The following is a 23,730-nucleotide window of genomic DNA, read 5'->3' as shown; positions in this document are numbered from 1 at the left end:
GGACTGCCGGTATTTAAGCCAAGTGGCTATAATTATTTTTTACAACCTCAGCACAGCGAGGGCATAGAGTGTCATAGCCTTCTGTCTGGCCGACTTCTGGAGTGACTGTCCAGCAGCGATCACATGTTTTGCCTTCAGCTTTGGAAACCACAATTGCAGTATTTTCAAATTTCACTGCATTTTCAGGTGCATCTGACAGGCTGCCTGCTATCTCAAATCCAGAAACGATAAAGATTTGCTGAAGATTTTCCTGAATTGAATCCAATAGGCTCTTTGCTTGATCGTTTACATAAAGGGTTATTTTAGCAGTAAGAGATTTGCCGATCACCTTTTCATTACGCGCTTCTTCCAATGCTTTAAGAACATCATTGCGAAGCTTCATGAATGCAGTCCACTTTACTTCCAGCTGTTTCGCGTTTGGAAGCTCTTGATATTCTGGCATATCCGTCAATTGTACACTTACTTCCTTCACATTCGGAATAAAGCTCCAAACTTCATCTGAAGTATGGGAAAGGATAGGTGCAACAAGTTTTGTCAGAGCAATCAGGCTCTCATATAAAACAGTTTGGATAGCTCGGCGTTCTGCATTATCTTTCGCTTCAATGTACAGGACATCTTTTGCAAAATCAAGATAGAATGCACTTAGGTCCAATGTACAGAAATTATTAACAGCATGGTAGATGCTGGCAAACTCATAGCGGTCATAAGACTCTCGAACATTCTTGATCAGTTTATTCAGCTTAACAAGCATAAACTGGTCAACTTCGCGCAGGTTTTCAAATGAAACCGAGTCAGTTGCCGGGTTAAAATCATCCAGATTTCCAAGCAAGAAGCGGAACGTATTGCGGATCTTTCTATATACTTCCGCAACCTGCTTCAGAATAGCATCAGATACCCGGACATCTGCCTGATAATCAACTGACGCCACCCATAAACGCAGAATGTCAGCACCAAGCTGATTCATGACTTTTGCTGGAACAACTACGTTTCCAATGGATTTACTCATTTTTCTTCCTTCGCCATCAAGTGTAAACCCGTGGCTCAGAACACCTTTATAAGGTGCTTTTCCTGTTACTGCTACTGAAGTTGAAAGTGAAGAGTTAAACCAGCCTCGATATTGATCAGAGCCTTCAAGGTATAAGTCTGCAGGACGCTGTAAATCGTCGCGCTCTAAAAGAACTGCCTGATGGGAAGAACCGGAATCGAACCATACGTCCATGATATCCGTTTCTTTTGTAAACTGGCCATTCGGGCTTCCTGGATGTGTAAATCCTTCAGGCAGCAGTTCTTTCGCTTCTCTCTCGAACCAGATGTTCGAACCATGTTCGCGGAAAAGATTTGATACATGTTCAATGGTTTCATCTGTGATAATTTCTTCTCCATTTTCCGCATAAAAGACAGGAATTGGCACACCCCATACACGCTGGCGGGAGATGCACCAATCACCGCGGTCCCGGACCATGTTAAATAGTCTTGTCTCACCCCATGCAGGATACCAATTTGTTTCCTTAACAGCTTCCAAAAGTTCATTGCGGAAATCTTTAATGGATGCAAACCATTGGGCAGTAGCACGGAAAATAACTGGCTTTTTCGTTCTCCAGTCATGCGGATAAGAGTGAGTAATAAAAGTAAGTTTTAATAAAGCCCCAGCTTCCTCAAGTTTTTCAGTAATCGGCTTATTGGCTGCATCATAGAATAAACCTTCAAAGCCAGGAGCTTCACTAGTCATGTTTCCTTTATCATCAACCGGGCATAATACATCTAACCCGTACTTCATGCCTACATGGAAATCGTCTTCCCCATGGCCAGGAGCTGTGTGTACACACCCAGTACCAGCATCAGTTGTAACATGCTCACCCAGCATAACAAGAGAATCACGGCCATAAAGAGGATGCTCGGCAACTACATTTTCGAGGTCGGTCCCTTTTACCGATTGGACAACTTTATAGTTTTCCCATTCAAACTCTTTAGCCACTGAAGCCAGTAAATCTTCAGCAACCATAAACTTTTTGCTGTTTGCCTCAACTACACTGTAGGTAAGGTCCGGATGAATTGAAATTCCTAGGTTTGCCGGAATAGTCCATGGAGTAGTAGTCCAGATAACAATATGAGTATCCTGATCCAATACGTTCCTGCCATCTTTTACTTTAAAAGCAACATAGATGGACGGTGAACGTTTATCTTTATATTCAATTTCAGCTTCAGCCAGAGCTGATTCAGATGATGGTGACCAATATACAGGCTTTTTGCCTTTATAGATATAGCCTTTTTTCGCCATTTCCCCAAATACTTTTATTTGCTGGGCTTCGTACTCAGGTTTTAGAGTGATGTATGGATTCTCCCAGTCACCGCGGACGCCTAAGCGCTTAAATTGACCGCGCTGGCTGTCAATCTGCTCATATGCATACTCTTCACAAAGCCTGCGGAATTCCGCAACGCTCATTTCTTTACGCTTTACGCCTTTGTTTGTCAACGCCTGCTCAATTGGCAAACCATGTGTATCCCACCCAGGAACATATGGAGCATTATAGCCAGTCATTGACTTAGAGCGTACGATGAAATCCTTTAAGATTTTATTCAGCGCATGGCCGATGTGGATGTCGCCATTTGCATAAGGAGGACCATCATGCAGAACAAACATTGGACGGCCTTTGGTCCGTTCCTGGACCTTTTCATAAATATTCATCTCTTCCCATCTTGCCTGAATTTCAGGTTCGCGCTTTGGAAGATTGCCGCGCATTGGGAATTCGGTTTTTGGCATTAATAAACTATCTTTGTAATCCATTCCTTTGCCTCCTGTTTATAACTCATTAAATACCATGATAGCCAATGAGAGCTGATAAAAACCACAGTGAAATACAAAAAAACCTTCTCATCCCAAAAAGGGACGAGAAGGTTATATTCTCCCGCGGTACCACCCTTGTAGATGAAATATGACCTGTATTTCATCCGCTCAAAGAATTCTTAACGTGAATGAACCGCCTTGGCCTACTGATAGATGTACGTTCGGCAAGGAACTCAAGGGTGATTTTCCAGCTTTTGCTTATACCCGGGCTTCCACCATCCCCGGCTCGCTTACAGAGTGACTATGCCAATCTGTACTTAAGCTTTGAAAAAAACTGTACTGTCCCTCTCATTGTTGATAAACATCGTATTTTACTTTGTTTTAAAATTATATGCGATATTTCCAGCTTTCGTCAAGCCAGTGATTCTTCTTCTTCTCTTAATGACTTAAGTTCAGTGGAATCCAGCTTATATTCCATTAAATGATCCCAATCATCGTTGTTTAGCATATCAAGCTGTGCTTCAACAAGCATTTTGAAACGTGTCCGGAATACTTTGGACTGTTTCTTTAAATCTTCAATATCAAGTGCGATTTTTCTCGCTTTAGATAGGGATTCGTTCACAATTCTGTCAGCATTCTTTTCAGCTTCTTTAACGATTAGCTTCGCTTCTTTATGGGCATTGCGCTTGACTTCCTCTGCTGCTTCCTGTGCAACCACAATAGATTTATTAAGTGTTTCTTCAATTGTGGTAAAGTGGCCTATGCGTTCGTTCGTATCATTGAGCTTTTCTTCAAGCTCTTTTTTTTCCCTGATCAGGATTTCGTAGTCCTTAATGATCTGGTCCAGGAATTCGTTTACTTCATCTTCGTCATAACCGCGGAATCCTTTGCTGAATTCCTTGTTATGAATATCTAACGGTGTTAATGGCATGTTTGCCACCTCCCAGGTCTGTTGATCTTATGTAAATTGGTTTGAGCCTGCTGGTTCATTTTAATTATAGCAGACTCCGTAGTCTTTTGATTATTTATTCGACAGGTTGTTTCAAATTCCTTCAAAGTTTATAATTATTTCTTTTGACAGGTAATTAATTGTTTTTGTAATTTATATTGCCCGTTGACTTCCGCTTCGGGCACTTTCTTTCTGCGGGGAGGAACGGGAGCCTCCTCGGCTTCGCCTGCGGGGTCTCCCGCTCCCTCTCCTCCCGCAGGAGTCAAGTGGCCTCCGCTACAGTCAACTCAGCGTCTTAAACATGTATTACATTTTAAAACTATAAAAACCATAAGTGGGTATTTTTAATATTCCCCCCTTCTATTACCCTTGCCTCCCAGTAATAATCCTCCATTTGTCCTTCTTTGTTTTCCCATCTATTTCTATTATTTTGGAACGGCCTTGTCCCCTGACTGAAATGATGTCGCTTTGCTGGCATTCAAATGAGGGGTTTTCTATTTGCGTCCAATTGACTTTGACTAGTCCCTGCTGGATATAGAGCTGGGATTTTTGCCTGGAGATATTGTAGATGGCTGAGATGACTGTGTCCAATCTCAGGGATGAAGAGGTGATGGAGCTTTCTTTCCACACTTCTGCTGATTGGATCGCCTCTGAAAATGGCTTTTTTTTCAGAGACACGGAAGCTCTGCCAATTGACTGCAGCTGCAGGCTGATGTAATCTTCAATTTCTTGTGCTGCAAAAAACTGGATTCTGTCATCTTCAAAAAGGATATCACCGAATTTTCCTCTTTTTAGCCCCAGAGACATTAGACTGCCCAGCACTTGCGGGTGTTCTATGGTGACAAACTTTTTTGGATATTCAAGTTCAAACAGCCGAATTTGAAAATCTCCCTCATCACTGTCATAGTAATCCGGAAATATGAGGGCTCTCCTTCTCTCAGAATTTGGAGTTCCGCCAAATAAAGCAAATAAAATTCCGGAATGCTGCCCTATGACGCTGTTAAGGATTTGCTGCTCCCTTGGATCAAGAAAATCAGTAAGCTTCGGAGCATATGTATTTTCCACAAGGTCTCTCCAGTTAAGAACCTGATCAACAAATTCTTTTTCTTCCGGCCGGAAGTGCTGATAAATGGTCATCTTTAAGGAACCTCCTTTTTACACAAATAAAAAAGGGCCATTTTGATAGCCCTGTTTGTAGTATTATGAAATCCAATAAAAAAGCTGCTGCAAACCTCCAGTGGCAAATCGCAAAACTAAGATAGCCACAATAGGAGAGATATCAATCATTCCAAGCGGAGGAATGATTTTGCGGAAAGGCTCAAGGTACGGTTCACAAATCCTTGCAAGAAACTGGCCAAAAGCGGATTCCCTGGCATTAGGGAACCAGGACAGCAAAATATAAATAATCAGTGCCCACGAGTAATAATAAATTGCAGATGACAATATCCCAAATACTAATTCCATTAAATGCTACCACCTCGTATTTTCTAATTCTTGTTCTTTCATCAGCTGAGAGATATTTCCTGAAACCTCAACATTGTCAGGGGTACATAGAAAAATATCAGTTCCAATCTTTTGAATATCTCCGCCGATGGCATAAACGGTTCCGCTTAGGAAGTCAACAATCCGCTTCGCCTGATCTTTTTCTATTCTCTGCAGATTGACAACAACAGCTCTTCTGTTTTTCAGCTGATCCGCAATATCCTGTGCTTCTGCATAAACACGCGGTTCAACAAGAACTACTTTAGAAGACTTCTGCACACTTTGGAGGCTGACGATGTTCTGTTTTTGAACTGGCTGCTGCTGCTTTTGCACCTGCTTCACCGGCTCTCTTTCTTCTTCGATGATTTCCTCTTCCTTATAGTCATATTCATCATCCAGGAAGAAAAATGTTTTAAATTTTGATTTTATACTCATTTTATCAATCCTCCTGACTCTTTTGGCCTACTAAAGCAGTACCAATCCTCACCATTGTGGCACCTTCTTCAATTGCCAGGGAAAAATCATTAGACATGCCCATTGAAAGCTCAGTACAAGGAGCAAAATCAAATTCCAGATCTTTTACCTTTGTTTGCAGGTTCTTTAGCTTCCGGAAACAGGAACGAAGCAATTCCTCGTCCGCTGAAAGTGGTGCCATTGTCATAAGGCCGATGATATTGATATTTTTATAATCAGCCAGGCATGAAATAAAGTCAGCTACCTCTTCAGGATTTATTCCCTGTTTCGACTCTTCGCCTGAGACATTAACCTGAACAAAACAATTTATCTTTCGGTCAGCCCGCTTGTTGATTTCCTTCGCGAGGGAATGCCTGTCCAGTGAATGAATATAATCCACTTTATCAATGATATTTTTCACTTTGCGCGTTTGCAGCGTTCCAATAAAATGCCATGTAGGCTTGTCCTTTAACACATCCCACTTGGCAAGCAGTCCTTCATCCCTATTTTCACCTAAATGAACAATACCTGCTTCAAGAGCTTCTTGTGCCCTTTCCGCTGTTACGTACTTAGTAACAGCAATGAGGGTAATTTCTTCTGTCTTACGGTTGGCCTTAATGCACGCTTCCTGTATAGCTGACTTAATTTGCTTTAAATTATCTTCTACTCTCATTTAGCTTCCGACTTCCTCCTTCCAGCCAATAAAGCTCATCATTCTGCCGGTCTTTCCCCTATCTCTTCTGTGGGAAAAAAAATAGTATTCATGACAGCTTGTGCAATAATCAGTAATCATGATATTTTCATGAGGAATTCCTGCATTTATCAGAATTGTCCGGTTAAGCTCTTTCAAATCAAGCTGGAATTGATTGTCACTAATTTGATTATATGGCTTTATATCGACATCTTCTAGTATTTTTTGCACTTTTGAAATAACACGATCATCAACTATATAACAATTTCTGCAAATGGAAGGGCCAATCACGGTTTGGACCTCACTTAAGTCAATGCCTTCTTTGGCAAATAGCTCGGCCATCTTCCTGCCAATCCCCCCGACAGTACCTTTCCAGCCTGCATGGGCCATGCCTATGGCACCTGTCTTTTCATGCAAAAAGTAAAGCGGTACACAATCCGCATAACAGAGAGTCAGCATGACACCTTTAGAATAAGTGAAAAACCCGTCAGTACCAGAAAAGGAATCCTCGTAAACAAGAGCACCCTTCCCTTTATCTTTTCTGGTAACTTCTTTTATATTTATTTCATGAGTTTGTTCAGCACCAACCCACTTTTCATGAGAAAACCCAAGCAAGTCAGCCACATGCTGCCGATTTCGGCTGACTGCTTCATTGCTGTCGTTCACATGCAATCCTACATTAAGCGTTTTGTATTCATTACGGCTGCAGCCGCCATTTTTAGTTGTAAAACCGGCCGTTATATTAGGAAAACGATCCGCCCACTGTTTTATGACAAAATACTCTTCCGTTTTTAAAGAAAATGGTTCCATGCGATTAACCCCATCTTATTTTTCTATAGTTTACCACAAGGCAGGCAGTGATGACACCATTAACAACTCTTATGCTTCCTCCTCAATATATTTTGGCTCAATCGCGTCCTGATAGCGGACCAGTATGACATCCTCACCAATTTTTATAATATTTTTCCACGGTATGACAACATCAGCATCTCTCCCAAAAAAACCCAACACCTTTCCCGCTCCCCCAATAATAACGGCTTCAATTTTCCCTGTATTTATATTAATATCTATATCCCCAATATTTCCAAGCTTTTTGCCGTCAGCTACATTTACAACATCCTTCATTTGAAACTCAGATATTTTCACCATCGACATTTCACTCCCAATTTATGTTCTTATTCAATATATGTTTGCCCCTATAGGAAAAATGTTTGGTAAATATAAAAAGCAGCCAAATTGGCTGCTAGCTTTGAATATTCTTATTCATTTGTTTGATTGCCGCTTTTTCAAGCCGTGAAACTTGAGCCTGGGAAATGCCAATTTCCTCTGCCACTTCCATTTGAGTTTTGCCCTGGAAGAAGCGTTTTCTAAGAATCAGTTTTTCCCGCTCATTCAGTCTTCTCATTCCCTCTTTTAGGGCTATCTCTTCGATCCATTGAATATCTTTGTTCCGTTCATCGCTCAGTTGATCCATCACAAAAATCGGATCTCCGCCATCATTATAAATGGGTTCAAATAAAGAGACAGGATCCTGAATTGCATCCAATGCAAAAACGATTTCTTCATGAGGCACATCCAGCTCTTTTGCTATTTCTTCCGCTGTAGGCTCTCTGGATGTTTTGCTCATTAAACGTTCTCTTACCTGCAGAGCTTTATAAGCAATGTCCCTTAATGAACGCGAGACGCGAATCGGGTTATTATCACGCAGGTACCTGCGTATTTCCCCAATGATCATCGGAACTGCATAGGTGGAAAACTTAACGTTTTGACTTAGATCAAAATTATCAATAGATTTCATTAGACCGATACAGCCGACCTGGAAAAGGTCATCAACAAATTCGCCTCTGTTATTAAAACGCTGAATCACACTTAATACGAGACGCAAATTGCCGTTGACGAGTTTTTCCCGTGCGGTTATATCCCCCTTATGCATTTGCTTGAAGAGCTCTCTCATTTCTTCGTTTTTTAAAACTGGAAGCTTTGAAGTATCAACACCGCAAATTTCTACTTTATTTCGAGTCAATCCATTTCCCTCCTCACAGGAGCTGCTGTACAAAAAACAGTATCTCCTTGGAAAGGAAAAATATGCACCGGCTAATCCGACTGCCGGATGGGGAAACGGTCAAAGCATCATAAACACTAGGTTTTTCCCTTGCAAAATTTTGTAAAAAAATATTCCTGCTAAAAGTTCTAAACCATCTTATTAAATTCTTTTTTTAATCTTTTTATTATTCGTTTTTCCAGACGTGAAATATAGGACTGGGAAATACCCAGCATATCTGCCACATCCTTCTGAGTTTTTTCTTCACCCGATCCAAGGCCAAATCTAAGTTCCATTATCTGTTTTTCACGATCCGAAAGCTGATGCAATGCCTTTAGCAGCAGCTTTTTATCAACATTTGCTTCGAGATCTTTTGTGATGATGTCATCCTCAGTGCCAAGCACATCGGAAAGAAGCAGTTCATTGCCATCCCAATCGATATTGAGGGGTTCATCAAAGGATACTTCAGAACGGATTTTATTGTTCCTTCTTAAATACATTAGAATTTCATTCTCAATACAGCGGGATGCATATGTAGCCAGCTTGATTTTTTTCTCTGGATTAAACGTATTTACAGCTTTAATAAGCCCAATGGTTCCAATGCTGATTAAGTCCTCTATATTGATGCCTGTATTTTCAAACTTTCTGGCGATATACACAACAAGACGCAGATTTCTTTCAATTAAAATGGACCTTGCAGCTTTATCTCCCTTCGGAAGCTTGATCAGGAGCATTTCTTCTTCTTCCTTACTAAGTGGAGGAGGTAGTGCTTCGCTGCCGCCTATATAATATACTTCATCTGTTTTGATCCCCAGCTTAATCAATAATTTATACCAATAGTAGGATAAGCGAAGTTTTAACTTTTTCATGATTTGTCCTCCTTCTAAATTATGTTTTTGCAGAGTATAGTATATTAACTTACTTTTGCATCCTGCTTCATTGTACTTGTACCTGTAAGCATCTTAGGGTGAACAATGCACTGAAACGCATCGTCCGCAGAAAGCTGCTGCATGGAAAAGGAAACTAATCCACGCTCCGCTTCTATTATTTCATTCTCTTTTTCAAGGAGAATGCGGTCAGGCTTGAATCCTATAATCAACTGGTGTTCTTGTCCAACAACCTTACATGGAATTACCCTCATTTTATGCTCCCAATCCCCGCCAATTGAATCACTGCCCATAATGATATCTTCCGGGTTCCCTGCCATTTTAATAATTTCAGGCGGGAACTCGTCAAGCCTGTCTTTAACGGATATAAACATCACTGGCATTTTAGAAATGGGATCGTATAACTGGTTGCCGCTGTCTATTAGGCCTTTGAAACGGAATTCTGTTTCATTGATAACAACACGCACCATTACTAAAGAGTCATACTGAATTTTTGTCATCTCGATTCCTTCAACGTTTCTCTTAGAGAAATGCCAGGCAAGAGGAAACCCAAGAAGTACAAACAGCCAGCTGATTGGATCACCAAAGCCCTTAACACTGGCGAGCATGACGGATGAAGAAAGCTGAAAATCAAAATTAATAAAATAATGAATGCCTATTAAGGAGCCTCCAACTAAAAAAGTAGCAAAATAAAAAGTCATGAGACCTTTTAGAAAGTAACGCAAACGCTTAAAGCCAAAAACAGCCAATACCATTGCAACTGAGAATAATAATTTAGTGAGCGGGTGACCTGAATATTCATTAAATGGTGTAAATACTAATAAAATGATGATCGATCCTATTAAGCCGCCTGCAAAAATCCTCCAAAGCCTGATTTCTCTTTTTAGTATGATGGCTGTTAGATAAAGGAGAAGGCTGTCAAACATAAAATTTAGCGCCCAGATAATATCCAAATAGACGGTCAATTATCTTCCCCCTTAGAAAAGCGCAAGCGCCTTGCCCACGAATAAACGCAGACTATGAACGCCACGTCCTGTGGCAACGTCTGCATGACCCACATCCTGTGGCCCTCAAACACAAGACGAGCCTCTCGGAAAGGCGTTCTATGCCTTTCTGGGAGGATTGACTTATGACCTCGAAAGGGTAGGCGCTGGAGCTAGACAGTTATCAAAGATTAAAGTTATACTTCTTGCTTCCTCTTCAGAATCAGCATCTGATAGAGTGACTTTAGCGGTCAAATTCTCTCATATATTTATGTGCTATGATTCTGTTAGAAAAAAGTATAGCGCATTTCAGTAAAGAAAGTGTGTCGCTTTCTGTATGCAAAAAGATAGAAATTTTCCCTATTCCCAACGGATTTTGTCATTATTTTTCTATTTATTGCTCCTTCACTTTTTCACTTGGTGTGATTTATATCACATTTTTTGTTTTCAATATCAACTATAATGACAGTGAAAATAATAAGAAGGAGTTTTGCTGATATGTTGGACACAAAAACAATTGAAATTATTAAAAGCACTGTACCTGTACTTGAAAAACATGGCGAAGATATTACGAAAACCTTTTATAAGTTAATGTTTACAAATCACCCTGAACTGCTGAACATCTTTAATCATGCTAATCAGAAACAGGGCCGACAGCAAAAAGCACTGGCAAATTCTGTATATGCTGCTGCAAAATATATCGATAACCTGGAAGCTATTCTCCCGGTTGTCACACAAATCGCTCATAAGCACAGATCTTTAGGCATTAAGCCTGAACATTATCCAATTGTTGGAGAGCACTTAATTCTTGCAATCAAGGAAGTGCTGAAAGAGGCTGCTACTGAAGATATTATTGATGCATGGGTTAAAGCTTATGGTGTGATTGCGGATGCATTCATCGGATTAGAAAAGAGCCTTTATGAGGATGCCGCTGATCAGCCAGGAGGCTGGGATGACTTCAGAACATTCACTGTTGCAAAAAAGGTGAAAGAAAGTGATGTAATTACTTCCTTCTATTTTACACCTGACGATGGAGGAAATATTTCCAGCTATCTTCCGGGCCAGTATATTAGTGTGAAATTAAATATTCCAGGAGAAGAATATACGCATATCCGCCAATACAGCTTATCTGACTCACCGGAAAAGTCATATTACAGAATCTCTGTTAAGAAAGAAGAAGGTAATTCTGAAAAACCGGACGGAAAGGTTTCCAGCTATCTTCACAATGACCTGAAAGAAGGCGATCATTTAGAAATAAGTTCTCCTGCTGGAGAATTTGTTCTGGATGGAATAGATAATCCTGTCGTTCTGCTTAGCGGCGGAGTAGGCATTACACCAATGCATAGCATGCTGCGTCATCTTGATGCAACAGGAGTAAAGCATGAAACAATATTTGTTCATGCTGCACTCAACGGAAAAGTACATGCATTTTCAGAGGAAGTACACGAAATTGAAAAAAATAATCCATTGGTAAAAACCTATTTCTGCTATGAAAGTCCAACAGAAAAAGATAAGGCCGAAAAGACCTTCAGCAAGGAAGGTTATATTACTTCAGAGTGGTTAAACACAATAGTGCCGAATAAAGAAAGTATGGTCTATATGTGCGGACCCGTTCAATTTATGCAGGCTATGTACGAGGCATTGCTTGAAGCAGGCTTTCTGAAGGAAAATATCCGCTACGAATTCTTTGGCCCTTCTATGCAACTTAAGGAATCTCAGACGGTTTAAATATAATTAAGCATGGCTCAGAATATGAGCCATGCTTATTTGTGTAAAAACCTTCATAACAATTGATAAAACCCCTGGAATCAAGTTGATTCCAGGGGTTTTATCAATCAAACTTTATCTTCTGCGGTTACGGTTGCGGAGGAACGTAGGGATATCCAACGTTTCTTCCGGCTGTTGAGATTGGCTGCTTCTTACAGATTCTTGCGGAGCTTCTTCTCTCTTTGGTTCACGCTTCATAGACGTTCCCATGCCAGGGGAAGATTTAGGCTGTCCAAATGTTGGCCTCATAGGCTTAGGCTGGATCACTTCTTCATTAAATCCAGTTGCAATGACCGTTACAACAATCTCATCTTTAAGGTTTTCATTAATTACGGAACCGAAGATCATATTCACGTCCTGATCTGAAGCTGAAGCAACAATGTCAGCAGCTTCCTGTACTTCATACAGGCTTAGATTTGATCCGCCAGTAATATTCATTAAGACACCTTGTGCACCATCAATTGATGTTTCAAGCAAAGGTGATGAAATCGCCTTTTTCGCCGCTTCTGCTGCACGGTTTTCCCCTGCTGCAACACCAATACCCATTAGTGCAGAACCTTTATTGGACATGATTGTCTTCACGTCTGCAAAGTCAAGGTTAATTAATCCCGGAACAGCAATCAAGTCGGAAATACCCTGAACACCCTGGCGCAAAACATTATCCGCTTCGCGGAATGCTTCAAGCATTGGAGTGCTTTTATCAACAATTTCCAATAGCCTGTCATTAGGAATGACGATCAGTGTATCAACCGCTTCCTTCATAGCAGCAATACCGCCGGCTGCCTGAGTGGAACGTTTGCGGCCTTCAAAAGTGAATGGGCGGGTAACAACACCAACAGTCAGAGCTCCTAAATCACGTGCAATCTGGGCGATGACTGGAGCCGCTCCTGTTCCAGTCCCACCTCCCATGCCAGCTGTGACGAATACCATATCAGCACCTTTCAGTGCTTCTTCTACCTGCTCTTTACTTTCTTCTGCTGCTTTTTTACCTACCTCGGGGTTGGCACCAGCTCCAAGTCCCCTTGTAAGTTTGCCTCCGATTTGCATTTTCACTTCTGCTTTTGATAAGTTCAGCGCCTGAGCATCCGTGTTAACAGCAATAAACTCGACGCCTTGAACACCATGCTCAATCATTCTGTTTACTGCATTGTTACCGCCGCCTCCAACGCCGATGACTTTTATAGTTGCTAATGAATCCAAATTTGTATCAAATTCCAACATGACTAATCCTCCTAATTCGTCGATATTCCTAAGAACACCTTTTTTGATTCGCTTTTTATACGCACTCCCAAAATGGCTTTTCAGTGCATTTTTCTATCCGCCGTATGGCTTTTGATTCCGTTTCCCTAACCCTTGCGAATCAAATCAAGTTATTCGAAAAAGTATCCGAGGAACTTTTTAACTCTTGATGTGATTTTTTCTTCCGGCTGTTTTTCCGGCTTTGTTTTCGGTTGCGGTTGCGGTTTTTGCACTCGTTTTTCTTTTGCTTCAGGGACAGTCACTGGCTGTTCCATTTTTCTGCCCTGTATTTTCGCATTCTTATATGCGAACTTAATCAATCCAACTGCAGTCGTATACTGCGGTTCCCTCACGCCAATATAATCAGGGATTGCGATGCGCACTCTATTTTGGAAAACATCCTGTGCCAGTTCAAGAACTCCCTGAGTATTCGCTACGCCTCCAGATAGTACATAGCCCCCTGGAAGATCTTTTGCTCCAAGACGTTTCACTTCGTGCTGGATAAAATCAAAAATCTCTTCCATCCGGGCTTCAATAATATCTGATATTTCCAGCTGATTAAATTGCTGATGCTGATCGCTTCCAATGATAGGAACACTGAATACCTCATCTTCAGATGCATGGTCATAGAACGCATAGCCATACTTTGTTTTGATTTTTTCTGCATCTTCTGTAGATGTGCGGAGTCCGATAGATAAGTCTTTTGTGATATGGTCTCCCCCTACAGGAAGAACACTGGTTGCCTTTAAAGATCCATTTTCAAATATGGCAATGGTTGTGGAACCGCCGCCAATATCAACAAGTGCAACTCCCAGATTTTTCTCATCCTTTGAAAGAGCGAATGCACCTGCTGCCAGAGGCTGAAGTGTAATATCCATGATTTCAAGGCCAGCGCGTTCAACACAGCGCAGGGTGTTATGTAAAATCGTTTTCGATCCTGTTATAATGGTGCCTTCCATTTCCAGCCGCACACCAATCATTCCGCGGGGATCACTGATTTCGTCCAATCCGTCAACGATAAACTGCTTTGGAATGACATCAATGATATCTCTTTCCGGCGGGATTGATACAACTTGTGCCGCATCTATTACTCTAGCAACATCTTCGTCTGTAATTTCCCTATTCTCACTCGAGACTGCAACAACACCATGGGATGGCTGAAGCATAACATGATTGCCGGTAATTCCTACAATCACATTTTTTATCTCCATTCCTATCATTCTCTCAGCCTGTTCGATTGCCTTTTTAATAGAATGAACGGTTTCGTCTATATCAACAATGGACCCCTTGCGTAACCCTTCTGACTGTACATTGCCAACACCAATAATATTTAAAGAGTCATTGACCATTTCCCCAATGATTACTTTTACACTGGATGTACCGATGTCAAGACTAACATATATTTCATTGCTGTTCATTCTCTGGCACCTCCTTTTTTTTGCAATTCCGATTATTGAACAACAATCTTTTTTTGCTGTTATTTGTTTTAGTAAGTTAGTTTATCTATAAAATTATTCGTCAAAACTAATACTTTCCCTTTTTTAAATATCATTTTTTTCTGTTTTTTCTCTGTTTTGGGACCATTTTGCGATTAAAATTCTTCTGATGACCGCTATATTTTGGAAAAGCCTGACCCCAAAAGCAAATACTGCTGCTAAGTACAAGTCTACACCAAGATGGACACCCAGAAAAGCTAAACTTGCTGCCAGCAGGATGTTAAAAAAGAAACCGGAAACGAAAACTTTTTCATCATAAATATTTTGAAGCTGAGCCCTGACCCCTCCGAATAGAGTATCCAACGCGGCAAGAACAGCAATGGAAAGATAATTCGAATATTCATCCGGCACTTTTATATCTGTCATAAGTCCAAGTATCACACCTATGATCAATCCTAAAACAGGAAGCCACATTATGATTTGCCTCCTTCGTCAGGTTTCACAGGCTCCATATATCTGATCCTTAATGCCTCATCATATGCAGGAATCGTGATAGGCTCTGCAGACTTTTCCACCTTAACCCGCAGATTGTCAATGAAAAATTCTTCTGCAGAATTTGATACTTGCATGCGATTAAAAAGCTTCTCGGCAGATTGGGCATTCTCAGTTATAACTTTCACTTCAATAGGCAGGTGATTTAAGGCAAATCCATCTATCATGGTCTCCCTGTTGATATCCCTTATGACTGTCGTGTTGATGATCCTTCTGCCTCCAATGGAAATGTGCTGGGCGTCATACATATTTAACTCATTGACAAGCCGCTTGAGCAAATCCGGGGAAACAGAATCAGCCTGCTTGCCCAGAAGAAGCTCCTCATGCACCGGTTCAATGCTTATGATTATGCCTGGTCCCGTCACTTCACTTAGTCCGGCTTCCCTTTTTAATTCTTCCAGCGTTTCACGAAGCACTTGCTCTTTGCTTTGTTTGCGCTTTGTTTCATATTGGGCAATTTTTTCTTCATTTGAACTAATTTCTCGCAATAGTTTTAATTGCAGCTCTTTTTCTTTAAGGATGTCAGCTCTTAGCTGCCAGGTATCCCTTGTATCCCGGACAGCCGGTTCCTTCACTGTTTGAAACTGTATGGCAATCATAAAGCCAATTACTACTGTTATAAAGGTAAAGCTGAATTTCTTTTTGCTGTCCACTTTAATTCCACCTTGCTTTCCCGAATAAATTACACTGTGGACAAATTAATACTGCTTACGAATGCTGGATTGGCTTTAAGAACCCAGTAATGGTTCCATGATGATTTCACCCTTATTCTCTAATGTGAATTGGATGTTCTCATCTACCAATGTGTCTTTTACTCCGCCTGTCAGGTTCAGTGCGGATGAAAGCACTTCGGCATCACCTATGGCAGTGATGACAAACGGAGCAGGATGCTGGTAGCCGTCAACTTCTATAACAGGTCCATTGCAAACAATATAGGAACTGTGTGATAGTCTTTGGCCATTTATAGCTACTGCGGAAGCTCCGGAAATATAGAGTTCATTTATAACCTTAAAAACATGGTGTTCATGAACGATATAATTGTTTATATTATCTTCATCCGGATCGTAGTCACCATCTGCCAGAGTTACTTCCACTCCTCGGCCCTTTACTTTTACTTTACCAAGATGCATCCTGTACTTCTCAGCATCCTCGGCAAGATTAAAATAAACCTGGGCTTCCTGTGAAAGCTCCTTTTCAATATCAAGTACGTTTTCCTGTTTTGTATTTAATTCTTTTTGAAGAGATCTGTTTTTTTCCTCCAGTTCAACAAGCTGATTACGGAGTTCCAAATCTCTTTCCCACTGTTTTCCGCTTAATGCAGGCTTTTCTTCTTCTCCCTGTGTAAGGTGATAGGAAAATGCCATCATGTAACCCAGTACGAGAAACACCAGGGAGAATATTACATGATTACCCTTCACCTTCATTTTCTTTTTCAACTTCTTCAGCTCCCTCTGTTTCATAAGCTTTAAAATAAGAGCCTACTTCCAAGTCGATGATTCCTTTATTCTCGGGATCCAGCTGGCTTATGATAGAAGGGTAGTGTGCCATTTTTTCTGAAAAGCTTCTTAAAGTAGCACTGACTTCAAAACCATCATTCATATACAAAGTAATATGGTTGGAATCTGTCTTTTTGGGAGAATGATGGATTTCGGAAATCGAATTTAACACCTCTTCAGGTAGTGATTCAAGCTCCCCAATCATCATATTAAGGATGTCGCCCTCAGAAAAGTCATTGAGGATAGGAGCGTTGACAGGGATTTCCGCAACTTTTTCATCCTTTAATATGCTCCCATTCTCCATAACAGGAAGGTAGTGCTTCTCTTTCGCTATGTAGGCCATCCGCTTCAGTTCATCTACCTGTATATTAATTGTGCTTGGCAGCTGAACTTTAACAGTTGAAGATTTTATTTCAGGCAGCTCTTTAAGCTTACCCTCAATGCCCTCTTCGTCAACCTTCCAAATATTTGTTTTTTCAGTAACACCGCTAATTTGAATAATTTCTTCTTTATCATAAATTGAATTGCCGGATACCTTAATTTGTTTAATATGGCTTAAGGGCGATTGAAAGTAAATAACTAAAACAATCAGCGAGAAAAAAAGCAGCAGCAAAAAGATCAGTCTTCTGTTCGCTTTCTTCTTTCTTTGCTGTTTAAGCTTCGGTATTCGATCCTCAAGCGAGACAACCTTACTTTTCTCCACTTTTATCACCCCATTAAGAAAAGCGCAAGCGCCTTGCCCACCCCCGTCACCTCGAGGGAGCAGGCGCTGGAGCTAGACAGTTATAGAAGTTTAGAGCATACCTTCCTATTTTTTCAGAATAGCGCAAGGACAATGAAAAAAAACAATTAAGAAGCTTGTCCAGCACAATTTATGCAATACTAAATTAGGGAAGAGAACGGCATGTGAACCATGCCGTTCTTACTACATTTACTGTTATCTAATAAATTATTATATCACAATAAATGGTATACGTAAGGTATTATTCCCCGTTACTTTCGACCGATTATTTCTACTTCTGTCTCCATTTTCACTCCATACAAATCAAAGATTGTATCCTTAATATGCTGAATTAATGCAAGTACATCTTCCGCCCTGGCATCTCCCGCATTCACGATGAAATTCCCATGCATATTGGAAATTTGCGCTCCACCGATGCTATGGCCCTTCATTCCGGCTTTTTCTATCAGATGGCCAGCATATTCTGGAAGCGGGTTACGGAAAATACTGCCTGCACATGGGAAGTTCCAAGGCTGGGTTTCCTTCCTGTAATCCTTATTTTTTTGCATTGCAGAGGAAATTTTTTCCCTGTCTCCCTCTGTAAGCCGGAAAACGGCCTCAAGAACAATACCCGGACGTTTCTTTTGAAGGACGGATGTTCTATAAGAAAATTCCATTTCTTCGTTGGTTAGCCATTCCATCTTCCCATCTTCGAAAAGAACATGTGCATTGGTCAGGATCTGCGAAATATCAGAACCGTGAGCACCAGCGTTCATATAAACTGCTCCGCCTACAGACCCGGGAATCCCGCTGGCAAATTCGAGACCTGACAAGCCTTTTTTACTGATAATTGTAGAGAGGGCAACCAATGAATAACCGCCGCCTGCTCTTAATTCCGTACCATTAAGATCCAGGTGATCCATGCCGCGGCCCAACTTAATGACCACTCCTTCTATGCCTCCATCAGATACGAGCAAATTAGATCCTCTTCCAATTGCTCTCCATTTCAGTTCATAGCTATGGATTAGTTCCATCGCTTTTGCCAGGTTTTCTATGGAAGAAGGCTCAATAAACAAATCGGCGGGTCCGCCAATTTTCATTGTTGTATGATTAGCCATCGGCTCATTTTCTTTAACTGATCCGATGTTTAATTCTTTAAGCTTGCTGATAAATTCGTCCATATTTACCTCCCTTTCTTGATCTATGCCTAAATTTATTTATTCTATGCAAATTTTCTAATCAGGGCTACTTCCCATTATTTGAAACCAGTTCGGCCATTAATTTGTATAGCCTATTTGATGCATCACGGATCCCAAGTTTTTTCGAAGCTTCCTTCATGTTACTCATCTTATCTTTATCGAGGATGATTCGGTCGATGCTGTCAATAAGCTTTTTCCCTGTTAACTCTTTTTCAAGCAAAAGTTCTGCAGCACCATGGTCGCTTAGCGCTCTTGCATTTTTCTCCTGGTGGTTATTTGTTACATATGGGCTTGGGATTAAAATGCTCGGAATTCCTAAAGAGGTTATCTCTGCCAAAGTGGTGGCTCCCGCACGTGATACAACCAGGTCTGCTCCGGCCAGCACTTCTGGCATATTGTGAATAAATGGTTTAATCATTACATTTTCAGGGCTTCCGACCAGCTCTATTTCTTTTTGTACATCCTCATAATGGACGTCCCCTGTGATATATAGAACCTGATATGGCTTTTCACCCAGCTCAGCCAGAGTTTTTAGAACTGCATCATTGATTGGCCTTGCCCCTCTGCTGCCTCCAAAGATTAACACAGCAGGGACACCGGTTTTTAATCCTGCTGATAGTCTCCCCCTGATCCCATCCTGTCCCAGCACCTCTGAAGCACGCGGATTCCCTGTCATGACTGTTTTAGTATCCGGAAAAAAAGCCTTTGCTTCTTCAAAGCATACTGCGATTTTATCAACATATCTGCTTAAAAACTTATTGGTTAATCCCGGGACGCTGTTTTGCTCATGGATGATGGTTGGAATGCCAAGCTTTGAAGCAGCATATACAACTGGACCACAAACATAACCACCCGTGCCGATGACGACATCTGCATTAAATTCCTTAAGCATCTTTTTACTTTCACGAACACCTTTCAGAAACCTTAAAACAGTTTTAACATTTTCCAAAGATAGCTTTCTTTTAAAACCCGTTATATGTATTGATTTAAAAGGGATATTTTCACGATTGACAATCGTATTTTCAAGCCCTTTTTCAGTTCCAATATATAGAAATTCGGCATCTTTATGTTCTTTCTGAATTTGTCTTATAAGCGCAAGTGCCGGATATATATGTCCGCCAGTTCCTCCGCCGCTAACAGCAATTTTCATTCTTTCACCTCAAAAAAAATCTTATTATCAAAGAAATCAAAGCTTTATTTCTTGAACAAATATAAAGCTATCAGATTAATTGAAGGTCATCCAGCGTTCGAGCGGGAAACACTTCCCCTCTTTCCCCTATTCTACTATATTCAAAACAAATAGATAGGAACGTACATCATAATGTTAAAGAAATGTAATAATGTGCAAAATTGCAAAGAAGTTTGATAATTCTTCGATGCCGGATAAATTTTTTCTTCCAAAAAAGAAACCCTGCTTCACAGGGTTTCCAAAATGCATGTTATAAAATGCGCTAATACCTTGCATATCTGCTTATATTAAGCAGAACCCCTATAGCCATGAGCATCAGTGTCAAAGACGATCCCCCGTAGCTCAGAAACGGAAGTGTGATGCCAGTAACAGGCATCAGTCCTGTTACTACTCCGATATTTATCATTACCTGAATAGCGACCATTGCTATGATCCCAACAGCCAAGAAACTCCCATATAAATCAGGGGCGCCCAGCGCTATGCGGATGCCGCGCCATAAAAGAAGTGCAAATAATAAAATGACAAAAGATCCGCCTATAAATCCCAGTTCCTCAGCTAAAATAGCAAAAATAAAATCTGTCTGCGGCTCAGGAAGATAAAAAAACTTCTGTCTGCTCTGCCCCAGACCAAGGCCAAACAATCCTCCCGGCCCTATTGCATATAAGGACTGGATAATCTGGAATCCGCTGCCCAATGGATCTTCCCATGGGTCTAGAAATGAAGTAATCCGCTTTATCCTGTATGGGGCCGACAGAACAAGTGCCACAAATCCGGCCAAGCCTGCAGCGCCAAACCAGACAAAGTGGCTGATCCTCGCTCCTGCGATAAAAATCATGACAACGCAAGTACCCACCATTACAGTTCCAGTGCCTAAATCAGGCTGCAGCATTATTAATCCAAATGCTAAAAATACGAGCCCTAAAGATGGAACAAGACCTTTTCTGAAAGAGGTAATCAGCTTTTGTTTTTCGGAGAGGAATTTTGCCATAAACACAATCATGGCAAGCTTCATAAACTCGGAAGGCTGAACTGAAAATGCTCCTACCCCAATCCAGCTCCTCGAGCCATTTCGCACATTGCCTATTCCAGGGATCAACACCAGGAGCAAAAGTACAAAACAGACAATGATTAAAACCTTTGCCCATGTTCTCCATGTCCAATAATCCACATTCATGATAAAAAACATCGCAATAATTCCAACTCCGGCAAAAAGCATTTGCCTTTTCGCAAAAAAGAAAGAATCATCAAATTTATAATCTGCCCAAATTGCACTTGCACTATATACCATAGTCAATCCTACAGCAAGCAGCATAAAAGTGACGATCATTAATATAAAATCGGGAGTGGTTTTTTTGGTCGGCAACGAAAACACCTCGAATGCAAGTTTTAGGGCTATCAAGGAACCTTTTTCTGCCGCAAATAAACTTGCCTGTTTTCCGGCAGTCTTATTGCGTTCCTTATTAAAGCTCTAAATGTCACGCGAAGCAGATGTATGCCTTTGCTGAAGTTCCCATAGTCCCGCAGACAAGCCCTTAATTAAGCTTATGCACCGCATCTATAAACATGTCTCCCCGAACCTCAAAAGTTTTATATTGGTCCCAGCTTGCACAAGCAGGAGAAAGCAGAATCACATCTCCTGGCTCTGAAAGCTTAAAGGCAGCAGGTACGGCTTTCTCAACATTATCGACACGCTCAATTGTTTTTATTCCCGCTTCCATTGCTGCATTTTCAATCTTTTCAGCTGTTTGTCCAAAGGTTACAAGTGCTTTTACCTTTTTGAGAGATGGGATGAGTTCATCAAAGCCATTTCCGCGGTCAAGACCGCCTGCAAGAAGAATGACTGACTGATCAAATGCTGACACTGCATTCTTCGTTGCTAAAATGTTCGTTGCTTTAGAATCATTATAAAATTTCCTGCTCTGGTATTCGCCAACATACTGCAGGCGGTGCTTGACTCCGGTAAACGAACTTAGAACTTGGCTTATGGCTTCATTCCCGACACCGGTCAGTTTGGCAGCAGCCACTGAGGATAGGATATTCTCAAGATTGTGCTCTCCCGGCAATGAAACATCTTTTCTTTCCATCACTTGTTCATCATTAAAATAAATCAGGCCATCTTTTACGTATGCCCCTTCAGACAGGACTCTGGAAGTTGAAAAAGGTATTATTTTAGCCTCTGACCGTGCAGCGGCTTCCATTACTTTATCTTGATCGGCATTGACAATGAAATAATCCTTTTCAGTCTGATTCATCGTAATATTTGCTTTGGCTGCATGATACTCTTCTCTAGTGCCATGATAATCCAAATGGGCATCATATAAATTTGTTAAAATGGCGATTCTCGGCCTGAAATCCTGAATACCCATCAGCTGAAATGATGAAAGCTCAATCACGATATTATTTTCTTCTCCAGCACTCTGGGCAACCTCGGAAGCTACTGTTCCAATATTTCCTGCTATCAGCGGCATTTTGCTTCCTGCCTGAAGCATTTCAAACACGAGAGTAGTTGTGGTGGTTTTTCCATTTGTACCTGTAATCGCAATAAAAGGAGCTTCAGAGACCTGAAAGGCAAGCTCCACTTCTGTAATGACCGGTATGCCCTTTTCTAGAGCTCCTTTTATCATTGGATTATGGTAAGGAATACCCGGGTTTTTTACAATCAGCTCGAACCCCTCTTCCAGAAGTTCAATTGGATGGCCCCCGCAAATAACTGTAATCCCTTGTTCAAGCAGTCCCTGAGCTTCAGGATTTTCCGCAAGAGGCTTATAATCGTTAACAGTTACAAATGCTCCAAGCTTATGTAAAAGGGAAGCTGCACTCACTCCGCTTTTGGCCAGTCCCAGCACTAATATTTTTTTATGTCGATAGCGATTTACCTCTTTCACTTACACCCACACCTCAATATAGATTCCTAAGATTGCAAATAATAGGCCTACGGTCCAGAATGTAACGACAACCCGCCATTCTGACCAGCCCACCAATTCATAATGATGATGGAGCGGGCTCATACGGAAGATCCGCTTCCCGGTGGTCTTAAAAGATGCCACCTGTAAAATAACAGATAATGTTTCAATAACAAAAACACCGCCGATAATAATCAGGATGATTTCAAGTTTTGTCAAGATGGCTATGGTCGCAATAGCCCCTCCCAGAGCCAGTGATCCTGTGTCTCCCATAAACACCTTTGCAGGGTGGGCATTAAAGACAAGGAAACCCAATACCGCTCCCACTACAGCTACAGAAAAAATGGATACTTCAAATTGGGATTGATTCCATGCCAGGACTGCAAATGCTCCAAAAGCGATTGCAGCAGTTCCTGAAACAAGACCATCAAGTCCATCTGTCAGATTGACAGCATTCGAGAATCCGACCAGCCAGAAAATAATAAATAAAACATACCCCCAGCCCAAATCAATCGAAATGTCTGTCAGCGGAATATGCACTTCTGTTGAAAAATCATTTTGCTTGAAAACAAAATAAAAAATAACAGAAATAATAATTTGGCCCAGTAGCTTTTGCTTTGAAGTCAGACCTAAGTTTCGCTTTAATACTACTTTAATAAAGTCATCAAGAAAACCGAGGAGTCCAAAGCCCAGGGTAACGAGCAGCAGCAAATAAGTTTCTACAGTAGGTTCTGAAAATTTCCCGGTCATAAGCAAAGTGGTCACCGTAACGGAAAGAAGAATCATGATTCCGCCCATTGTCGGTGTACCTGTCTTTTTCTGATGGGATTTAGGGCCTTCTTCACGGATGCTCTGCCCGAATTTCAATCTTCTCAGGAAGGGAATAAAAATGGGAGACAGCAAAACCGTAATTAAAAAGCCTGCCAATATTGTGAAAAAAATAACTTGCTCCATCAT

At 41.1% G+C, this 23,730-nt stretch carries 23 protein-coding genes and 1 other annotated feature; of the genes, 1 reads left to right on the top strand and 22 read right to left on the bottom strand.

All coding sequences use genetic code 11. The annotated features are described in order from the left end of the window. Positions 1-13: 13 nt before the first annotated feature. The 11 genes from ileS to spoIIGA all read right to left on the bottom strand — a co-directional run bounded on the left by ileS (position 14) and on the right by spoIIGA (position 10,253). Positions 14-2,785, bottom strand: a complete 2,772-nt coding sequence (gene ileS / locus ACR42H_RS09285) for an isoleucine--tRNA ligase (RefSeq protein WP_436375694.1) — start codon at positions 2,783-2,785, stop codon at positions 14-16. A 95-nt stretch (positions 2,786-2,880) separates the two neighbouring features. After that, positions 2,881-3,146: a binding site (T-box leader), on the bottom strand. Between the two features lie 51 nt (positions 3,147-3,197). After that, entirely contained in the window at positions 3,198-3,716 is a 519-nt protein-coding gene (locus ACR42H_RS09280) for a DivIVA domain-containing protein (RefSeq protein WP_113881876.1), read from the bottom strand. A 381-nt stretch (positions 3,717-4,097) separates the two neighbouring features. Further along, the gene (locus ACR42H_RS09275; RefSeq protein ID WP_113881875.1) at positions 4,098-4,871 is read right to left on the bottom strand and encodes an RNA-binding protein; all 774 of its coding nucleotides are present in this window, start codon (positions 4,869-4,871) and stop codon (positions 4,098-4,100) included. A 63-nt stretch (positions 4,872-4,934) separates the two neighbouring features. Beyond that, the gene (locus ACR42H_RS09270; RefSeq protein WP_009330847.1) at positions 4,935-5,198 is read right to left on the bottom strand and encodes a YggT family protein; all 264 of its coding nucleotides are present in this window, start codon (positions 5,196-5,198) and stop codon (positions 4,935-4,937) included. A 6-nt stretch (positions 5,199-5,204) separates the two neighbouring features. Then, positions 5,205-5,651: a cell division protein SepF gene (locus ACR42H_RS09265; RefSeq protein WP_048007904.1), complete on the bottom strand. Its 447-nt coding sequence runs from the start codon at positions 5,649-5,651 to the stop codon at positions 5,205-5,207. Between the two features lie 4 nt (positions 5,652-5,655). Beyond that, positions 5,656-6,342 carry a YggS family pyridoxal phosphate-dependent enzyme gene (locus ACR42H_RS09260; protein WP_436375692.1) on the bottom strand — a complete coding sequence of 229 codons (687 nt, stop codon included), beginning with the start codon at positions 6,340-6,342 and terminating at the stop codon, positions 5,656-5,658. After that, positions 6,343-7,170, bottom strand: a complete 828-nt coding sequence (pgeF, locus tag ACR42H_RS09255; protein ID WP_436375690.1) for a peptidoglycan editing factor PgeF — start codon at positions 7,168-7,170, stop codon at positions 6,343-6,345. A gap of 69 nt (positions 7,171-7,239) precedes the next feature. Continuing rightward, a complete protein-coding gene (locus ACR42H_RS09250; RefSeq protein ID WP_113881872.1) occupies positions 7,240-7,509 on the bottom strand; it encodes a YlmC/YmxH family sporulation protein in 270 nt (89 codons plus the stop codon). A gap of 94 nt (positions 7,510-7,603) precedes the next feature. Then, positions 7,604-8,383 carry an RNA polymerase sporulation sigma factor SigG gene (sigG, locus tag ACR42H_RS09245; protein ID WP_113882144.1) on the bottom strand — a complete coding sequence of 260 codons (780 nt, stop codon included), beginning with the start codon at positions 8,381-8,383 and terminating at the stop codon, positions 7,604-7,606. A 167-nt stretch (positions 8,384-8,550) separates the two neighbouring features. Then, positions 8,551-9,270 (bottom strand): RNA polymerase sporulation sigma factor SigE, encoded by a 720-nt coding sequence (gene sigE, locus ACR42H_RS09240; protein WP_009330857.1) that lies wholly within the window; start codon positions 9,268-9,270, stop codon positions 8,551-8,553. A gap of 44 nt (positions 9,271-9,314) precedes the next feature. Next, a complete protein-coding gene (spoIIGA, locus tag ACR42H_RS09235) occupies positions 9,315-10,253 on the bottom strand; it encodes a sigma-E processing peptidase SpoIIGA (protein WP_436375687.1) in 939 nt (312 codons plus the stop codon). Positions 10,254-10,769: 516 nt separating this feature from the next. Between spoIIGA and hmpA the strand changes: the two genes are divergently transcribed. Beyond that, positions 10,770-11,999, top strand: coding sequence for an NO-inducible flavohemoprotein (gene hmpA / locus ACR42H_RS09230; protein ID WP_436375684.1), 1,230 nt, complete (start codon positions 10,770-10,772; stop codon positions 11,997-11,999). Positions 12,000-12,113: 114 nt separating this feature from the next. Here the strand turns inward: hmpA and ftsZ are convergent, their stop codons facing one another. The 11 genes from ftsZ to mraY form a co-directional block, all read right to left on the bottom strand. Next, positions 12,114-13,259 carry a cell division protein FtsZ gene (gene ftsZ / locus ACR42H_RS09225; protein WP_113881869.1) on the bottom strand — a complete coding sequence of 382 codons (1,146 nt, stop codon included), beginning with the start codon at positions 13,257-13,259 and terminating at the stop codon, positions 12,114-12,116. 149 nt (positions 13,260-13,408) lie between these two features. After that, positions 13,409-14,695, bottom strand: a complete 1,287-nt coding sequence (ftsA, locus tag ACR42H_RS09220) for a cell division protein FtsA (RefSeq protein WP_113881868.1) — start codon at positions 14,693-14,695, stop codon at positions 13,409-13,411. A 123-nt stretch (positions 14,696-14,818) separates the two neighbouring features. Further along, a complete protein-coding gene (locus ACR42H_RS09215) occupies positions 14,819-15,187 on the bottom strand; it encodes a small basic family protein (RefSeq protein WP_113881867.1) in 369 nt (122 codons plus the stop codon). After that, positions 15,187-15,918, bottom strand: a complete 732-nt coding sequence (locus ACR42H_RS09210; protein ID WP_113881866.1) for a DUF881 domain-containing protein — start codon at positions 15,916-15,918, stop codon at positions 15,187-15,189. Before ACR42H_RS09210 ends, ACR42H_RS09215 begins: the two co-directional genes overlap by 1 nt. 75 nt (positions 15,919-15,993) lie before the next feature. Then, positions 15,994-16,725 (bottom strand): DUF881 domain-containing protein, encoded by a 732-nt coding sequence (locus ACR42H_RS09205; protein ID WP_436375681.1) that lies wholly within the window; start codon positions 16,723-16,725, stop codon positions 15,994-15,996. Continuing rightward, the gene (locus ACR42H_RS09200) at positions 16,673-17,464 is read right to left on the bottom strand and encodes a cell division protein FtsQ/DivIB (RefSeq protein WP_113881864.1); all 792 of its coding nucleotides are present in this window, start codon (positions 17,462-17,464) and stop codon (positions 16,673-16,675) included. Before ACR42H_RS09200 ends, ACR42H_RS09205 begins: the two co-directional genes overlap by 53 nt. Positions 17,465-17,754: 290 nt before the next feature. Then, positions 17,755-18,663: a UDP-N-acetylmuramate dehydrogenase gene (murB, locus tag ACR42H_RS09195; RefSeq protein WP_436375679.1), complete on the bottom strand. Its 909-nt coding sequence runs from the start codon at positions 18,661-18,663 to the stop codon at positions 17,755-17,757. 64 nt (positions 18,664-18,727) lie between these two features. Continuing rightward, on the bottom strand, positions 18,728-19,831 hold the full coding sequence (gene murG, locus ACR42H_RS09190; protein ID WP_436375677.1) for an undecaprenyldiphospho-muramoylpentapeptide beta-N-acetylglucosaminyltransferase: 1,104 nt from the start codon (positions 19,829-19,831) through the stop codon (positions 18,728-18,730). 301 nt (positions 19,832-20,132) lie between these two features. Continuing rightward, the gene (gene spoVE, locus ACR42H_RS09185; protein ID WP_113881861.1) at positions 20,133-21,233 is read right to left on the bottom strand and encodes a stage V sporulation protein E; all 1,101 of its coding nucleotides are present in this window, start codon (positions 21,231-21,233) and stop codon (positions 20,133-20,135) included. Between the two features lie 169 nt (positions 21,234-21,402). Continuing rightward, complete coding sequence (murD, locus tag ACR42H_RS09180) at positions 21,403-22,755, bottom strand: UDP-N-acetylmuramoyl-L-alanine--D-glutamate ligase (protein WP_113881860.1); 1,353 nt, start codon at positions 22,753-22,755, stop codon at positions 21,403-21,405. Beyond that, positions 22,756-23,730 carry a phospho-N-acetylmuramoyl-pentapeptide-transferase gene (mraY, locus tag ACR42H_RS09175; protein ID WP_113881859.1) on the bottom strand — a complete coding sequence of 325 codons (975 nt, stop codon included), beginning with the start codon at positions 23,728-23,730 and terminating at the stop codon, positions 22,756-22,758.

Source organism: Cytobacillus sp. BC1816, from assembly GCF_051353635.1.
Lineage (GTDB): Bacteria > Bacillota > Bacilli > Bacillales > Cytobacillaceae > Cytobacillus > Cytobacillus oceanisediminis_C.
This window is presented reverse-complemented; position numbering and strand designations above follow the sequence as displayed.